The organism is Streptomyces indicus, from assembly GCF_900100315.1.
Taxonomy (GTDB): domain Bacteria; phylum Actinomycetota; class Actinomycetes; order Streptomycetales; family Streptomycetaceae; genus Streptomyces; species Streptomyces indicus.
Genome location: NZ_FNFF01000014.1, coordinates 115,611 through 131,046, shown reverse-complemented (window position 1 = coordinate 131,046; position 15,436 = coordinate 115,611). Strand labels below are relative to the sequence as shown.

Annotated in this window: 16 protein-coding genes; 10 read left to right on the top strand and 6 right to left on the bottom strand. The window is 71.0% G+C overall.

What is annotated here, in order from left to right; all coding sequences use genetic code 11:
• Positions 1–159 precede the first annotated feature (159 nt).
• The 5 genes from sigE to BLT97_RS28135 all read left to right on the top strand — a co-directional run bounded on the left by sigE (position 160) and on the right by BLT97_RS28135 (position 5,469).
• On the top strand, positions 160–936 hold the full coding sequence (sigE, locus tag BLT97_RS28155; RefSeq protein WP_176953912.1) for an RNA polymerase sigma factor SigE: 777 nt from the start codon (positions 160–162) through the stop codon (positions 934–936).
• Positions 933–1,859, top strand: coding sequence for a zf-HC2 domain-containing protein (locus tag BLT97_RS28150; protein WP_093615095.1), 927 nt, complete (start codon positions 933–935; stop codon positions 1,857–1,859). Before sigE ends, BLT97_RS28150 begins: the two co-directional genes overlap by 4 nt.
• Positions 1,860–2,088: 229 nt before the next feature.
• Positions 2,089–3,987 (top strand): S1C family serine protease, encoded by a 1,899-nt coding sequence (locus BLT97_RS28145; protein ID WP_093615093.1) that lies wholly within the window; start codon positions 2,089–2,091, stop codon positions 3,985–3,987.
• Between the two features lie 223 nt (positions 3,988–4,210).
• Complete coding sequence (locus tag BLT97_RS28140) at positions 4,211–4,648, top strand: sec-independent translocase (protein ID WP_093615091.1); 438 nt, start codon at positions 4,211–4,213, stop codon at positions 4,646–4,648.
• A 197-nt stretch (positions 4,649–4,845) separates the two neighbouring features.
• On the top strand, positions 4,846–5,469 hold the full coding sequence (locus BLT97_RS28135; RefSeq protein WP_093615089.1) for a hypothetical protein: 624 nt from the start codon (positions 4,846–4,848) through the stop codon (positions 5,467–5,469).
• Positions 5,470–5,601: 132 nt separating this feature from the next.
• On the opposite strand, the gene BLT97_RS28130 is transcribed toward BLT97_RS28135, so the two are convergent.
• From BLT97_RS28130 to BLT97_RS28120, 3 genes are read right to left on the bottom strand one after another with little or no spacing between them, the layout of a single operon-like run.
• A complete protein-coding gene (locus BLT97_RS28130; RefSeq protein WP_093615087.1) occupies positions 5,602–6,750 on the bottom strand; it encodes an Mrp/NBP35 family ATP-binding protein in 1,149 nt (382 codons plus the stop codon).
• A 42-nt stretch (positions 6,751–6,792) separates the two neighbouring features.
• Positions 6,793–7,380: a DUF1003 domain-containing protein gene (locus BLT97_RS28125; protein WP_093615085.1), complete on the bottom strand. Its 588-nt coding sequence runs from the start codon at positions 7,378–7,380 to the stop codon at positions 6,793–6,795.
• Complete coding sequence (locus tag BLT97_RS28120) at positions 7,373–8,650, bottom strand: magnesium transporter MgtE N-terminal domain-containing protein (RefSeq protein ID WP_093615083.1); 1,278 nt, start codon at positions 8,648–8,650, stop codon at positions 7,373–7,375. The genes BLT97_RS28125 and BLT97_RS28120 overlap by 8 nt, the downstream gene beginning before the upstream one ends.
• Before the next feature lie 197 nt (positions 8,651–8,847).
• Between BLT97_RS28120 and BLT97_RS28115 the strand changes: the two genes are divergently transcribed.
• A complete protein-coding gene (locus BLT97_RS28115) occupies positions 8,848–9,591 on the top strand; it encodes a hypothetical protein (RefSeq protein WP_093615081.1) in 744 nt (247 codons plus the stop codon).
• 58 nt (positions 9,592–9,649) lie between these two features.
• Here BLT97_RS28115 and BLT97_RS28110 read toward each other — a convergent pair whose 3' ends face one another.
• Both BLT97_RS28110 and BLT97_RS28105 read right to left on the bottom strand, forming a co-directional pair.
• Positions 9,650–10,162: a hypothetical protein gene (locus BLT97_RS28110; RefSeq protein WP_093615079.1), complete on the bottom strand. Its 513-nt coding sequence runs from the start codon at positions 10,160–10,162 to the stop codon at positions 9,650–9,652.
• 92 nt (positions 10,163–10,254) lie between these two features.
• Positions 10,255–11,373 carry a magnesium and cobalt transport protein CorA gene (locus BLT97_RS28105; RefSeq protein ID WP_093615077.1) on the bottom strand — a complete coding sequence of 373 codons (1,119 nt, stop codon included), beginning with the start codon at positions 11,371–11,373 and terminating at the stop codon, positions 10,255–10,257.
• Between the two features lie 553 nt (positions 11,374–11,926).
• Between BLT97_RS28105 and BLT97_RS28100 the strand changes: the two genes are divergently transcribed.
• The 4 genes from BLT97_RS28100 (at position 11,927) to BLT97_RS28085 (ending at position 15,014) form a co-directional block, all read left to right on the top strand.
• A complete protein-coding gene (locus BLT97_RS28100; RefSeq protein WP_093615075.1) occupies positions 11,927–12,523 on the top strand; it encodes a suppressor of fused domain protein in 597 nt (198 codons plus the stop codon).
• A 129-nt stretch (positions 12,524–12,652) separates the two neighbouring features.
• Positions 12,653–13,294, top strand: coding sequence for a DUF6758 family protein (locus BLT97_RS28095; protein ID WP_093615073.1), 642 nt, complete (start codon positions 12,653–12,655; stop codon positions 13,292–13,294).
• 152 nt (positions 13,295–13,446) lie between these two features.
• Entirely contained in the window at positions 13,447–14,310 is an 864-nt protein-coding gene (locus tag BLT97_RS28090; protein ID WP_093615071.1) for a PHP domain-containing protein, read from the top strand.
• Between the two features lie 98 nt (positions 14,311–14,408).
• Complete coding sequence (locus BLT97_RS28085) at positions 14,409–15,014, top strand: MarC family protein (protein WP_093615069.1); 606 nt, start codon at positions 14,409–14,411, stop codon at positions 15,012–15,014.
• Positions 15,015–15,141: 127 nt separating this feature from the next.
• On the opposite strand, the gene BLT97_RS38045 is transcribed toward BLT97_RS28085, so the two are convergent.
• Complete coding sequence (locus BLT97_RS38045) at positions 15,142–15,294, bottom strand: hypothetical protein (RefSeq protein WP_093615067.1); 153 nt, start codon at positions 15,292–15,294, stop codon at positions 15,142–15,144.
• Positions 15,295–15,436: the final 142 nt, after the last annotated feature.

The following is a 15,436-nucleotide window of genomic DNA, read 5'->3' as shown; positions in this document are numbered from 1 at the left end:
GACGTTCCGGCGCCACAGGACGGGGGGAATGAAATGGACCAGGGGGACGAAGCGCGCGAACGGCTGTCGACAGCCGGACCGCGACCACGCGGCGGAGCCGCAGATCGATTCCCAAATTCTCGTAAAGACTCTTATCCTGAGCTAACGGGCGAGGTGGCTATGGTAGGGGCTCCACTGGACACCACCAGAGCCGACAGGGGAGGTGCGGCTGCGACCGGCGGCCCCGGAACGATGGCGCGAATCAAGCGCCGCTTCCTCAGGTCGGCGGGCGAGCCGAAATCCGTGACCGACACTGCTGACCACTCCGCCGTTTCCGCACAGACCGCGACCTTTGCCGCCGATGCGGAATCCCAGGCGTGGACTCCGCCCACGTGGGAGGAGATCGTCAGCACGCACAGTGGCCGTGTCTACCGCCTCGCCTACCGTCTGACGGGCAACCAGCACGACGCCGAGGACCTCACCCAGGAGGTCTTCGTCCGCGTCTTCCGCTCCCTCTCCACGTACACGCCCGGCACCTTCGAGGGCTGGCTGCACCGCATCACCACCAACCTGTTCCTGGACATGGTCCGCCGCCGCCAGCGCATCCGCTTCGACGCGCTCGGGGACGACGCGGCCGAGCGGCTGCCCAGCCGCGAGTCGGGCCCGCAGCAGATCTTCAACGACACGCACTTCGACGCGGACGTCCAGCAGGCCCTCGATACCCTCGCGCCCGAGTTCCGTGCCGCCGTGGTCCTGTGCGACATCGAAGGCCTGTCGTACGAGGAGATCGCCGCGACCCTCGGCGTGAAGCTCGGCACCGTGCGCAGCCGGATCCACCGCGGGCGCTCGCAGCTCCGCAAGGCCCTGCAACACCGGTCTCCCGAGGCCCGCGCCGAGCGCCGTTCGCTCGCGGTGATCGGTGCGCCGGCTCTGGGGGGAGGGGGCGCGACCGCGTGAGTGGATCACGGCTCAACCCTGCCGAGAGGCAGCTCGCCGAGCAGCATCTGGGAGACCGGCTCGCCGCCCTGGTGGACGGCGAGCTGGGCCATGACTCCCGCGAGCGGGTCCTCGCCCATCTCGCGACGTGCGCCAAGTGCAAGGCCGAAGCCGATGCCCAGCGCCGTCTGAAGACCTTCTTCGCCGAGGTCGCACCGCCCCCGCCGTCCGAGAGCTTCCTCGCGCGGCTCCAGGGCCTGTCCGAGTCAGGGGGACCGGACGGTTCCGCGGACAAGGGCGACCCCTTCGGCCGCCCGCTCGCCGAGGGCGTGTTCGGGGTGCGCGACGAGCGGGGCTTCGGCCTGCGGGCCGACACGTTCTCCTACGCGCCCTCGGGCGGCCGCGGCGGCATGCTGCCCGGCGGCGACCGCGCGGGCGGCTTCCGTATCCATGAAGTCGGCCGCTCCGGTGCCGAGCGTGCGGCGGCCTCGCGCAGCCGGCGCTTCGCTTTCGCCGCGGCCGGCGCCGTCTCGCTGGCCGCGATCGCGCTCGGCGGCGTCTCGACCGGGGTGCCCGCCGACAGTGCCGAAGCGCGCGGCGGTGCCAATGCCTCGCCGATGCGCACCCAGGGCGCGGGCGCGGCCACCCCGGCCGACTCCAACCGGCGCCGCGGCGGTGCGCAGAGCGCCGCCTCCCAGGCGCCCGGCAAGCTGCCTGCGCCGGTGGCCGCGACCGAGGTGTCCGCGCCGGGCCTGCAGCGCGGACTCCCGCTCGCCTCACCGATACTGAACCGCTCGGTGACGCTGACCCCGCTGATACGTCCGGTGGCCGCCACCCTGCCGTACTCACCCCTGCCACCGGCCGCCCGGAGTCCCGAGACTCCTGGTCCGAGCGGCACGCCCAGCCCGTCGCCCCCCGCGGGGCTCTCGCTGCCCGCCCGCTGACCCTGCTGCTCCCCGCCTGCCGGGGTACCTGGTTGAATCCCGGGTGGGGGCCGCCTCCCGGAGGTGGGTATCCCCCTCAGAGGGTTGCGTCTGGCGGGGCGGATCCCGGCCGAGGGCCGCGCCATGGCGTGCGCACCCGTGCCGGAGTCGCACCGCCCGGCCGTGACCTCACGGAAGACCGTGTCCGCGGGCACGGGTTCGAGACGCCGAGTGCTGCGTGGGGAGAGGCATGGACGAGGGGAAGTCCACCGGGTCGAAGCCGAAGTGGTGGAGCCGGCCCCGGAGTTCCGACGAACCTGCGCCGGGGGGTACGGACAGGACGCCCTCCGCGGACGGTGACTACCCACTGAGCGCGCCGGCTCCTGCTGGTGCGGTGAGTGGTGTCCCAGCCGAGGTGTCGGGGGAGACGGTCGGCTCGGATCAGCATGCCGATGTCGTACGTGATGAGCGCGTCGATGTCGTACGGGATGCGGCAGCCGGCCCGGAGGCGACGGAAGCTCCGGACGCGCCCGGACCTGCCGATGCTGCCCCCGCCGAGCGGCCGAGTCCGCTGCACGAGCCGGACCCCTACAGCACGCCGCCTTACGGTGGCCCGGGCCCTTGGGCGCCCGCGCCGCCGGTGCAGCACCCCGTGGCCACTCCGGCGCAGGGCACCGCGCTGCCTCAGGGAGCGACGTATCCGCAGGGACAGCACGGGCCGCAGGGGCAGCAGCCCGGTGCACCGATACCCCCGGCGCAGACCGCGCCCGCCCCGCACACCACGCAGCCGCACGGCGTGACGATCCCGCCGCAGCCGCAGCCGCAGCCGCAGCCGCAGCCGCAGCCGCAGGCTCCGGCACAACCGCAACCGCAGCCGCACGCGCACAGCCAGCAGCAAGCCGCCCCCGGCGCTCCAGGTACCCCCGCTGCCCCCGCCGCCCCCAACCCCTGGGCCACATACGACCCTTGGCGCACCCAGCAGCCGCACTCGCAGCCGCAGCAGCCGCTGCTCCAGACCGACGGAGCCGTAGCGGCGCCGAAGCGGAAGTCGCGCAAGGGGCTGCTCGTCTTCGGGGCGATCGCGCTCTCCCTCGTCACCGGCGGGATCGGCGGCGGCATCGGCGCGTACATCGAGCGCAACGGCGGCGTGACCGACGTCGAGTTGGGCCAGTCCGGCGTGGAGTCCAAGGACCGCGCCCCCGACAGCGTGGCGGGCATCGCCGCGAGTGCGCTCCCCAGCGTGGTCACCCTGCACGTCAGCGGCGCCGGGGGAGCCGGCACCGGCACCGGGTTCGTCCTCGACCGCAAGGGCCACATCCTCACCAACAACCACGTGGTGGACCCGGGCGGCTCGGACGGGAAGATCTCCGTGACGTTCAGCGGGGGCGAGACCGCCACCGCCAAGATCGTGGGCAGCGACGCCGGTTACGATCTCGCCGTGGTCAAGGTCAGCGGGGTCAAGGGCCTCAAGCCGCTGCCACTCGGCAACTCCGACAACGTCCAGGTCGGCGACCCGGTCGTGGCGATCGGCGCCCCCTTCGACCTCTCCAACACCGTGACGTCCGGGATCATCAGCGCCAAGGAGCGCCCGATCACTGCCGGCGGTGACGCCGACGGCAGCGATGTCTCGTATGTGAACGCGTTGCAGACCGACGCCCCCATCAACCCCGGCAACTCCGGCGGACCGCTCGTCGACTCCAAGGCCCGCGTGATCGGCATCAACAGCGCGATCCGCTCGGCCGGTGACGGCGGCGGCGAGGACGGCGGCCAGGCCGGTTCCATCGGCCTCGGCTTCGCGATCCCCATCAACCAGGGCAAGCGGGTGGCCGAGCAGCTGATCAACGACGGCCGCGCCACGCACCCCGTGATCGAGGTCACGCTCGACACCGAGTACCTCGGCGACGGTGCCCGGGTCGCGGAGAAGACCGCCACGGGCGGGCCCGCGGTCAAGCCCGGCGGCCCCGGCGCCGACGCGGGCATCAAGCCCGGGGACGTGATCACCGAGGTGGACGGACAGCGGATCCACGCGGGCGAGGAGCTGATCGTGAAGATCCGCTCCCATGAGCCCGGCGACCGCCTGGAGTTGACCGTGGAGCGCGACGGCAAGGAGCGCACGATCTCCGTGACCCTGGGCGAGGCCGGCGACTGACCGGCCGGCGCGCCCCACAGTCCGTCCGGCGCGCCCCACAGCCCATCCGGACGCCCGGCGCGACGAGCCGTCGGCAGCTGTTCACCGAAACGTCCGATGATGGGCGCCGATCCCGGTGACCGGACCGTACCGGTCGCCGGGATCGCCGGGTACCGTAGACCTGCCCGGAAGACGGTCTTCGGACCACGTGCCAACGGGATGCGGACAGGGCAAGGAGCGACAGGTGTTCAACGACATAGGCGGCATGGAGCTGATCGCGCTCGTGGTGCTCGCCGTGCTCATCTTCGGCCCGGACAAGCTGCCCAAGCTCATCCAGGACGTGTCCGCCTTCATCCGGAAGATCCGCGCGTTCTCCGACAGCGCGAAGCAGGACATCCGGGACGAACTGGGTCCGGAGTTCAAGGACTTCGAATTCGAGGACCTGAATCCGAAGAAGTTCATCCGCAAGCAGCTCGACCAGCACGGCGACGACCTCGGCATCGACGAGATCCGCAACGGCTTCGACCTGAAGAAGGAGATGGCCGAGGTCGCGGACGCGGTGAACGGCCGCGAGAGCTCCTCGGACGCCCCCGCCGCCAAGCCCAGCCTCACCAAGGGGCCGGACCTGGAGAAGAAGCCGGCCCCGGACGACCGCCCGCCGTTCGACGCGGACGCCACGTAGGGGTACGCGCAGGGTTTCATCGCGATTCTCCCGTATGCCCGTTACGGGAGAATCGTCCGGAATCGCCCCGAACTGCCCTGCCGAAAACCGCCCTCACCGAGCCCTATGGCTATTCTCCTCAGGTGTTGTCCGGACTCAGGACGCCCGAGGGGGGTGGGCCGCTCCGGACCGAACTGGAGCAAGGAGGCGGCCGGTAGATGGAGACGACGAGTCAGCCCAATCGGGCTGGGGTGCGCACGGTCGACGGCTATCTGCTCGCACCGTTCCCGTGGTACGCGCTCGACGAGGCCTTCACGGGCCCGCGCTGGCTGATGCAGGTCGGCACCTCCGCGGACGGCGCGGTGGAGCACGGCTCGCTCGGGCACGGCGACGAGCCCGCCGTCCGCGCCGACATGAGCGCCGACCGCGAGCGCTTCGCGGTCGTGGTGACCGTCGCGGCCAACCCCGTGCGCCGCAGCGCCGACGGCACGGGTGTCCTTGAGGCCACCTCGGTCTCCTCCGCGGCCTGGCTGGCCGGCGTCGGGCTCCTGAGCTTCACCTGGCCCCAGCAGATGGACCACACCCTGCGCGACGATTGGCTCGACCAGCAGACCGAGACCGCGTGGGTGCTCGCCGACGACCTCGGCGGCAGCGACTGGTCCACGCTCTCGCTGCCGGTGGACGGGGTCCCGCAGTCCTTCCACTACCGCGAGTCCGAGTTCGGCTGGGTGCTCGCCGGCTCCACCGAGCAGGGCGTCCACCTGGGCGCGTACGGCCGCGGCATGAGCGCGTACGGCCTCGGCTTCTCGATGGTCAAGGACATCGCCTCGTACGAGAGCTGAGGACGGCACCTCGTACGGGAGCTGAGGCATCGCCTCGTACGAGAGCCGCGTCCGGCAGCCGCGCACATCACGCAGATACGCGGATGGGGCGCCCTTCACCGTGAAGGGCGCCCCATCCGCGTACGACAGCGGTCAGAACTTGTTGCGCGGAGTGATCCCGAGCGACATGCCCGACAGGCCGCGCTGGCGGCCGCCCAGTTTGCCCGCGATGGCGCGCAGGGCCGCACCGGCGGGGGAGTCGGGGTCCGACAGGACCACCGGCTTGCCGTCGTCCCCGCCCTCGCGCAGGCGGACGTCGATCGGGATGGCGCCGAGCACCGGCACCGTGGCGCCCGTGGTCTTCGTCAGACCGTCGGCGACCAGCTGGCCGCCGCCCGTGCCGAACACGTCGATCATCTCGTCGCAGTGCGGGCAGGGCAGGCCCGACATGTTCTCGACCACGCCGACGATCTTCTGGTGCGTCTGCACCGCGATCGAGCCGGCCCGCTCGGCCACCTCGGCGGCGGCCTGCTGCGGGGTGGTGACGACGAGGATCTCGGCGTTGGGCACGAGCTGCGCCACGGAGATCGCGATGTCGCCGGTGCCGGGCGGCAGGTCCAGGAGCAGCACGTCGAGGTCGCCCCAGAAGACGTCCGCGAGGAACTGCTGGAGCGCGCGGTGCAGCATCGGGCCGCGCCACACCACCGGCGCGTTGCCCGGCGTGAACATGCCGATGGAGATGACCTTCACGCCGTTCGCCGACGGCGGCATGATCATGTTCTCGACCTGGGTGGGGCGGCCGTCCGCGCCCAGCATGCGCGGCACCGAGTGGCCGTAGATGTCGGCGTCCACGACACCGACCTTGAGGCCGTCGGCGGCCATCGCGGCCGCGAGGTTGACCGTCACCGAGGACTTGCCGACGCCGCCCTTGCCGGAGGCCACCGCGTACACGCGGGTCAGCGAGCCGGGCTTGGCGAAGGGGACCTCGCGCTCGGCGGTGCCGCCGCGCAGCGCGGCGGCCAGCTCCTTGCGCTGCTCGTCGCTCATCACGTCGAGCGAGACCTCGACGGAGGTCACGCCCTCGACGCGCTCCAGCGCGGCCGTGACATTGGATGTGATGGTCTCGCGCATCGGGCAGCCGGAGACCGTGAGGTAGATCGTGACGGCCACCGCACCGCCGTCGGAGACCTCGACCGATTTGACCATGCCGAGCTCGGTGATCGGCCGGTTGATCTCGGGGTCGTTGACCGTCGAGAGCGCCTCGCGGAGGGCTTCCTCGGTCGGATACGTGTCGGTAGCCATAACGGAATGGTACGGCGACCGGGTGACGGTCCGTACGCCTCCTCAGCGGTCGTCTTCGTCACGTCGCGCCTCGCCCGCGGCCGGGAATACATCCCGCTCCAGCGCGCGGCGCTCCTCCATCTCCTTGACCAGGTCCTGGAGTTCGGACCGGATCCAGTCGCGGGTTGCCACCTCGCCGAGGCCGATCCGCAGGGCGGCGATCTCGCGGGTCAGGTACTCGGTGTCCGCGATGGAGCGCTCGTTCTGCTTGCGGTCCTGTTCGAGGTTGACGCGGTCGCGGTCGTCCTGCCGGTTCTGCGCGAGCAGGATCAGAGGCGCGGCGTACGAGGCCTGCAGCGAGAGCATCAGGGTCAAGAAGATGAACGGGTACTCGTCGAAGCGCAGGTCCTTGGGGACCACGATGTTCCAGATCACCCACGCGAGGATCAGGACGGTCATCCACACCAGGAACGTGCCGGTGCCGAGGAAGCGCGCGATCTTCTCCGAGAGCCTGCCGAAGGCGTCCGGATCCACCTCGGGCAGCATCCGCCGCCGCGGCGCGCGCGGCTGGTCGAGGCGGACGCGGGCGCGCGCGAGCGCCCGGTCCTTGGTGGCGCCCTCGCCGCGCTCGGTCAGTCCGTACTCACTCATGGACGGGGTTCACCTCCGCCGCGTGGAACTCGGTCTCGCGCCAGTCGTCCGGCAGCAGATGGTCGAGCACGTCGTCCACCGTGACCGCGCCGAGCAGCGAGCCGCTGTCGTCCACGACGGGTGCGGCCACCATGTCGTACGTGGCGAAGAAGCTGGTCACCTCGGGCAGCGAGGTGTCCGGCGAGAGCGTCTGCAGATCCTTGTCGAGCATCGTGCCGACGAGCGTGAACGGAGGGTCGCGCAGCAGCCGCTGGAAGTGGATCGTGCCCAGGTACTTGCCGGTCGGGGTCTGGTCGGGCGGCCGGCAGACGTAGACCTGCGCGGCGAGCGCGGGGGAGAGGTCGGGGTTGCGGACCCGGGCCAGCGCGTCCGCCACGGTCGCGTCCGGCTGGAGCACGATCGGCTCGGTGGTCATCAGACCGCCGGCCGTGCGCTCCTCGTACGCCATCAGCCGCCGTACATCCGCGGCCTCCTCGGGCTGCATCAGTTCGAGCAGCTTCTCCTGCTCCTCCTCGGGCAGCTCGGCGAGCAGGTCGGCCGCGTCGTCGGGGTCCATCGCCTCCAGGACGTCGGCCGCGCGCTCCTCCTTGAGCTTGCCGAGGATCTCGATCTGGTCGTCCTCGGGCAGCTCCTCGAGCACGTCCGCGAGCCGGTCGTCGTCGAGAGCGGCGGCCACTTCGATACGGCGCTTCGCGGACAGGTGGTGCAGCACGTTGGCGAGGTCGGCGGCGCGCAGCTGCTCGAAGGTGGCGAGCAGCGACTCCGCGCCCTGCCCCTGCTCCTCCAGGGTGAAGCCGGTGACGGCCGACCACTCCACGGTCAGGGTCTCGCCCTTGGCCCGCCGGAACGTTCCGGCCTTGCCCTTGCGTACGTAGACCCGGTCGATCTCCCAGTCGCGGCGGGCCGGCAGCTGCTGCACCGACACGTCGAGGACGGTGACCTCCTCGCCGGATTCGACCAGGCGTACGCGGCGGTCGAGCAGCTCGCCGAGGACCAGGCGTTCGGTGGGCCGCTGCTCGAAGCGCCGTACGTTCAGCACGCCCGTCGTGATGACCTGGCCGGCCTGGATGCCGGTGACGCGGGTCATGGGCAGGAAGATCCGGCGGCGCGTGGACAGCTCCACGACGAGGCCGAGCAGGGTCGGCGGCCGGTTGCCCACGCGCAGGTTCGCGACCAGGTCGCGCACGCGTCCGACCTGGTCGCCGTTGGGATCGAAGACGGCCGTGTCGGACAGATGCGAGACGAAGATCCGAGGGGTGCCGGACGCCATGCGGTCTCCTCCTCGGGGCCGGTCGGCGGCTGTCTGTCACGGATAAGACGCTTCTTGGGCGATACGGCCTTCAGGCTAGTACGCCCGGTTTGGAAACGCCCTGGTGGGGCGTCCGCAAGGCTGTCTGCAAGCAGCGGGGACGTCCCCGGTACCCTGCCGTACTGGCGATTAACCTTCGACGAGAGGCAGCTGCGCACGTGACCGCGAACCACCTGGCTCGGGCCCGCCGTACCGCCGTCGCCGGCGCTCTGAGCATGGGGTTGTTCGCCGGAACCGCCGGCCTGGTGGGCTGCTCCGCGGAGGACCCGGACGCGGGCACCAACGGGATGGGCAAGCTCTCCGCCGAGAAGATCCACAGCCAGTCCCGCGCGGCCGCCGACAGTGTCGCCTCGGTGACCGTCAACGCCGATCTGGTCGTCAAGGGACAGCCGTACAAGATCGACATGAAGCTGAACTCGGACGGCGGCACCGGCGAGATCACCGACGACGGCGTGAGCTTCCGGCTGCTGCGCGTCGGCGACGACGTCTACATGCAGGCCGACGCCGCGCTCCTGGAGGAGGGCGACAAGCCCTCGAAGGCCTCGAAGCTCTCCCAGAAGTACGTGAAGGTCCCCGAGGACGACCCCAAGTACAAGCAGCTGCGCACCTACACCGACAAGGGCAAGCTGCTCGACCTGCTGCTCGACCTGCCCGGGAAGCTGAGCAAGGGCGACCGCTCCGAGATCGGCTCGGTGCGCACCATCCAGCTCGCCTCCAACAACGGCGAGGGCGGCACGATCGATGTCGCCCTCGAAGGCGAGCCGTATCCGCTGCGGCTGGTGCGGGCGGGCGACGCCGGCACGCTGCGGCTCAGCGACTGGGGCCGGAGCGTCAGCATCGAGGCCCCGGCGAAGGACGAGATCGTGGACTTCGGCTCGCAGCTGCCGAAGTCGGAGGGCTGACCCGCCGCGTCGTGAGCGGCCGGTCTACGAGGCTCGCCCGGCTGCGGGCGCGGCCGGTCTACGAGGCCCGCTTGCGCTTCTTGAACAGCAGCCGGGGCAGCGCCGCCGGGATCTCCCGCCGCGTCGTGAGCGGGGTCGGCAGCGGGGCGGCGGCGAGCGACCCGTCCGGCAGCGCGCGGTCCGCGCCCCGGAACTCCAGCCGCAGCACCCGGCACTCGCGCGCCCACCGCTCCGTCATCTGCTCGCTGTCCGGCGCATTGAGCCGCTTGCCCTTGAGCTCGGCGACGGCGGCCTCCCAGGCCTCCGAACGCGGCGCGAGCTCCACCACCTCGGCGTTCCAGGCGACGATCCGGCCACCCTTGTCCTTGCTGCGCACGGTGACCTGGGCGCTGCCCCCGTCGGCGAGTCCGGGCAGCGGCTGCTCGCCGGGCCCGTCGCCCACGACATGGGCGGCGCCCTCCGTCCACACGTGCCAGAGCGCGCGGGCGGGCCCGGTGCCCTGCACCCAGATCAGGCCGGACTTCTTCGTGGCCTCCTCGGCGAGGGCGGCGTCGAGCAGCGCATCAGTCATGGGTGCAGCGTAGGGGACCTCTGCGAAGGGCCGTACCGCAGCCGTACGTTCGGCGGCGGACGCAGTCGTGCGTGCGGCGGGCAGCCGTGGTCCTACAGCCACCCGTTCCGCTTCAGGGTGCGGTGGATCACGAAGCAGATGCCCGCGATCCCGGCCATCACCATCGGGTAGCCGTACCGCCACTCCAGCTCGGGCATGTGCTCGAAGTTCATCCCGTACACCCCGCAGATCATCGTCGGCACGGCGATGATGGCCGCCCACGAAGTGATCTTGCGCATGTCCTCGTTCTGCGCGACGGTCGCCTGCGCGAGGTTGGCCTGGAGGATCGAGTTGAGCAGCTCGTCGAAGCCGACGACCTGCTCCTGGACGCGGGCGAGGTGGTCGGCCACGTCGCGGAAGTAGTTCTGGATGTCCGGGTCGATCAGCCGCATCGGCCGCTCGCTGAGCAGCTGCATCGGCCGCAGCAGCGGCGAGACCGCCCGCTTGAACTCCAGGACCTCGCGCTTGAGCTGGTAGATCCGCCCGGCGTCGCTGCCGCGCGCCTGGCCCCTGCTGTCCGTCGAGAAGACCTCGCTCTCGACCTCGTCGATGTCGTTCTGCACGGCGTCGGCGACCGCGATGTAGCCGTCCACCACGTGGTCGGCGATGGAGTGCAGCACCGCCGAGGGCCCCTTGGCGAGCAGCTCCGGGTCGTCCTGCAGCCGGTGCCTGAGGCCGCGCAGCGAGCCCTGGCCGCCGTGCCGCACGGTGATGAAGAAGTCCTTGCCGGTGAAGCACATGACCTCGCCGGTCTCCACGACCTCGCTGGTGGCGGTGAGTTCGGCGTGCTCCACGTAGTGGATGGTCTTGAACACCGTGAACAGCGTGTCGTCGTAGCGCTCCAGCTTCGGCCGCTGGTGCGCGTGCACGGCGTCCTCGACGGCGAGCGGGTGCAGGCCGAACTCGGCGGCGATACCGGCGAATTCGGTCTCGGTGGGCTCGTGCAGGCCGATCCAGGCGAAGCCGCCGTCCCGGCGGACCTGGAGCATCGCCTCGTGCGGCGTCAGGCATTCGACGTCGTCGCTCTTGATGCGGCGGCCGTCGCGGTACACGGCGCAGTCGACCACGGCGCTGGCCGCCGAGGGGTCGCGGGTGGTGTCGTACGCCGGGCCGCTCGCGCTCTTGCGCAGCTGGGGGCGGACGGCGGCACGCAGGTCACGGATCATCGACATGGCAGGCTCCTTGGAGGCGCGACTGCCGGTGCGGGCGGTGGCACAGCCCGGAATGGGGACGTTCTTCGCCGATCGGACTTCGTCCTACGGCGGGACATCCGCAAAGCGGGCGGCACCGTGCATCGCTGCCGGCACTCTCACCACGGGGACAGATCAAGCACGGGATGGTGCGGGGCCGAGACGCTCTTCCGTCGTGCGCATGCCTGAGATCCGGAGTTTGCCCGACTGCGGGCGGGGTACGGAAAGCCCCGAGTGAAAGGCAGGTGCTAACTGGCGGAAGAACGGGTGGTACTGCACGGTCGACTTCGATCCATGAGTCCCACCTCCTCGCGCCGGGCCCCCGTGGGGGAAAGCCGTCTGCCGGGGCCATTTCCTGCTGCGTCCAGTGTGGACGTCAACCTGCTGCCCTGACCAGCCGCCAACCCTATCAGCCGACTGAAGTCCCTTGCCCTGCTTTGCTTTTTCTTGGCGGGTTCCGTACGGGTGGGGGTGTGCCGGGGGCTGCGGCGGTGCTCCCTCCGGCTGCCGGACGGGGCCGATCTATGCTCGCGGAATGGCAGATGTACTGGCTCTCGTCGAAGCCCGGCTCCGTATGACGCTGGGCGAACCGGACGCGCGCGCGGCGGTGACCTTCCTCGGCACGGACCGCATCGAGGTGCTGCGCTTCACCGACGCCTCCGGCGACGGGCCGGTGGTCCGCTACGCGACGCTCGGCATGTCGGCCGCGCCGATGACGGATCCGACGGCGGCCCTCGCGGACCCGGTGCGCGGCCCGCGCGCGGAGCTCGTTCTTTCGGTACGGGGCGGGCGTGCCGACACCGACAAGGTGCTCAGGCCGCTCGCCGTCCTCGCGGCCTCGCCGCAGGTCGAGGGTGTCGTGGTGGCGCCCGGCGCCTCGCTGGACACGGGGGAGCCGCTGTGGCCCGGGGCCCCGTTCACCTCCGTCCTGGTCGGTGAACCGGGCGGTCTGGTCGAGGACTTGGAGCTCGACGAGCCGATGGACCCGGTCAGGTTCCTGCCCCTGCTGCCGATGACGCCCAACGAGGCGGCGTGGAAGCGGGTGCACGGCGCGGGGGCGCTGGAGGAGCGGTGGCTGGCGCGCGGGACGGATCTGCGGGATCCGCTGCGGGCGGGTGTGGCGCTGGACTGAGGGGCGGGTGCGGGTGCGGCCGTGGTGGCGCCGGGCCGAGGGGCGGGCTGAAACTCCCCGTCGCCGTACGGCATCCGGACGGGTGATCGTCCTTGACGCGAGGGCGGGCGGGTAGGACTGTGGAGCGCTATGAGGGGCGAACCCAGTTGCCCGAAGTGCGGTGGCCGGGTGCGGGCTCCCGGTCTCTTCGCCGACGCCTGGCAGTGCGATGTGCACGGCACCGTGCACCCGCTGCAGCCCGTGGTGCCGCCGAGCGTCGAGGCGCTCTCGGTGGTCGTGCACCGCTCCCACGTACCGGTGTGGATGCCGTGGCCGCTGCCGGTCGGCTGGCTGTTCACCGGGGTCGCGTGCGCGGGGGACGACCGCAGCGGCGGGCGTGCCACGGCGGTCGCGTGCTCGGGGCCCGGGCCGCTCGGCGGCAGCGGTGAGCTGATCCTGGTGGCGGAGGAGCTCGGGATCGGGCTCGGTGCGCGGTACGCGGGGATTCCCGGCCCGGATCCGGGCGCGAATCTGGATGTGTCCGGGCCGCCGCAGGCCAAGGTGCATGCGGCGGGGCGGCCGACGCCGCTGTGGCATGTGAAGGGGACGCCTGCGGATCGTGCGGTGTTCGCCGGTGAGGCGCGGGGGCTGTGGTTGTGGGCCGTGGTGTGGCCCGAGCAGTCGGGGCTGTTGATGTACGACGAGCTCGTGCTGACGGATCTTCGGGATGCGGGGGCGGAGGTGGAGCTGCTCCCCTGTGGGGCGCTTTCGCCTCGGATTCTTATGGCTTGAGGGGGGCTTGGGGGCTTCGCCCCTTGCTTCCCTTGCCCACGAGCACGGCAACGGTAAGGGGCAAGCCGCCCGAGCACCCCAAACAACCCGCTATCCTGGAGCGTCGCCGTCCCGCAAGGGTCATGTCACCGCAGAAGCCGAGAGGAGTGCCCGTGCGTATCGATCTGCACGCTCATTCCACGGCTTCCGACGGCACCGACAGTCCGGCCGAACTCGTGCGCAAGGCGCGGGCGCAGGGGCTCGACGTGGTGGCGTTGACCGATCACGACACCACGCGCGGGCATGCCGAGGCGGCGCGTGCCGTGCCCGAGGGGCTCACCCTCGTGCCCGGGGCGGAGTTGTCCTGCCGGCTGAACGGGACCGGGCTGCATCTCCTCGCCTACCTCTTCGACCCGCAGGAGCCCGCCCTCCTCGCCGAGCGCGAACTGGTCCGTGACGACCGGGTTCCGCGCGCCCGCGCTATGGTCGGGAAGCTGCGGGAGCTGGGCGTGCCGGTGGAGTGGGAGCAGGTGGCCCGTATCGCCGGGGACGGCTCGATCGGGCGGCCGCACATCGCCGAGGCGCTCGTCGAGCTGGGCGTCGTGCCCACTGTCTCCGACGCCTTCACCCCCGACTGGCTGGCCGACGGAGGCCGGGCCTACGTGCCGAAGCACGAGCTCGATCCGTTCGAGGCGATCCGCCTGGTCAAGGCGGCCGGCGGCGTCACCGTGTTCGCGCATCCGCTCGCGGTCAAGCGCGGCAGGGTCGTGCCGGAGTCGGCCATCGCCGAGCTCGCCGAGGCCGGGCTCGACGGTATCGAGGCCGACCACATGGATCATGAGCCGGAGACCCGCGCCCGGCTCAAGGGGCTTGCCGCGGACCTGGGGCTGCTGGCCACCGGGTCGAGCGACTACCACGGCAGCCGCAAGACCTGCTCGCTCGGCGAGTACACCACCGACCCCGAGGTCTACGGGGAGATCATCCGCCGTGCGACGGGCGCGTTCCCCGTGCCCGGCACCGGGGGAGTCCGCGCCTAGAGGTGTCCTGAACCGCCAGGCACCCGGGCCCGTCCGCCGGACGGGCCCGACCCGCGCGCGCCCACCCGCTCCACCCTCCACACCTGCAAGGCTCCCCTGTGTTCGACGTCGCCGTCTTCGGCTCCCTCTTCCTCACCCTGTTCGTGATCATGGACCCGCCCGGGGTCACGCCGATCTTCCTCGCCCTGACCGCGGGCCGCCCCGCCAAGGTGCAGCGCCGTATGGCCTTCCAGGCCGTCTGCGTGGCCTTCGGCGTGATCACCGTGTTCGGTCTGGTGGGTCACCAGATCCTCGACTATCTGCATGTGTCCGTTCCGGCGCTGATGATCGCCGGCGGTCTGCTGCTGCTCCTCATCGCGCTCGACCTGCTCACCGGCAAGACCGACGAGCCCAAGCAGACCAAGGACGTCAACGTCGCGCTCGTACCGCTCGGCATGCCGCTGCTCGCGGGCCCCGGCGCGATCGTCTCCGTGATCCTCGCGGTGCAGGACGCCGAGGGGTTCAAGGGCCAGTTCTCCGTGTGGACCGCGATCCTCGCGATGCACATCGTGCTGTGGCTCGTCATGCGCTACTCGCTGGTGATCATCCGTGTGATCAAGGACGGCGGCGTCGTCCTGGTCACCCGCCTGGCGGGCATGATGCTCTCGGCGATCGCCGTGCAGCAGATCATCAACGGGGTCACCCAGGTCATCCAGGGTTCCTGACCCGCGGCCGTACGGCACACGACAGGCACGCGAAAGGCCCCCGCGCTTCCTTGCGCGGGGGCCTCGTACGTCAAACGTCAAATGTCATACGGCGACGGCGAACGTCATCAAACGGGCGGTGGCGGTGTTATGAAGCCGTGCCGGTGGCCGGGCGGATGTAGATGCGCTGGCCGGTTGCGGCGGCCTGCTGCACGATCCGATTGACGGAGGCGGCGTCCACGACGGTGCTGTCCACGGCGGTTCCGTCGACATCGTCCAGGCGCATGATCTCGAAGCGCACAGGCTTCTCCCTTCGTCTGGTGATCCTCCTGAGGAGAACTGGGTTACATACGGGTGCAACGACTTGCACCGTACAAACATTCCCTACGCTAAGGAAATTTTTTCCTACTCTAATTACCTGCGAGTAGCGGGAGCGCTTGTGT

Excerpts from the sequence above, each read along its gene's own strand:
- sigE (WP_176953912.1), top strand. The coding sequence starts at position 160 with ATGGTAGGGGCTCCACTGGACACCACCAGAGCCGACAGGGGAGGTGCG.
- BLT97_RS28145 (WP_093615093.1), top strand. The coding sequence starts at position 2,089 with ATGGACGAGGGGAAGTCCACCGGGTCGAAGCCGAAGTGGTGGAGCCGG.
- BLT97_RS28135 (WP_093615089.1), top strand. The coding sequence starts at position 4,846 with ATGGAGACGACGAGTCAGCCCAATCGGGCTGGGGTGCGCACGGTCGAC.
- BLT97_RS28130 (WP_093615087.1), bottom strand. The coding sequence starts at position 6,750 with ATGGCTACCGACACGTATCCGACCGAGGAAGCCCTCCGCGAGGCGCTC.
- BLT97_RS28125 (WP_093615085.1), bottom strand. The coding sequence starts at position 7,380 with ATGAGTGAGTACGGACTGACCGAGCGCGGCGAGGGCGCCACCAAGGAC.
- BLT97_RS28120 (WP_093615083.1), bottom strand. The coding sequence starts at position 8,650 with ATGGCGTCCGGCACCCCTCGGATCTTCGTCTCGCATCTGTCCGACACG.
- BLT97_RS28110 (WP_093615079.1), bottom strand. The coding sequence starts at position 10,162 with ATGACTGATGCGCTGCTCGACGCCGCCCTCGCCGAGGAGGCCACGAAG.
- BLT97_RS28105 (WP_093615077.1), bottom strand. The coding sequence starts at position 11,373 with ATGTCGATGATCCGTGACCTGCGTGCCGCCGTCCGCCCCCAGCTGCGC.
- BLT97_RS28100 (WP_093615075.1), top strand. The coding sequence starts at position 11,927 with ATGGCAGATGTACTGGCTCTCGTCGAAGCCCGGCTCCGTATGACGCTG.
- BLT97_RS28095 (WP_093615073.1), top strand. The coding sequence starts at position 12,653 with ATGAGGGGCGAACCCAGTTGCCCGAAGTGCGGTGGCCGGGTGCGGGCT.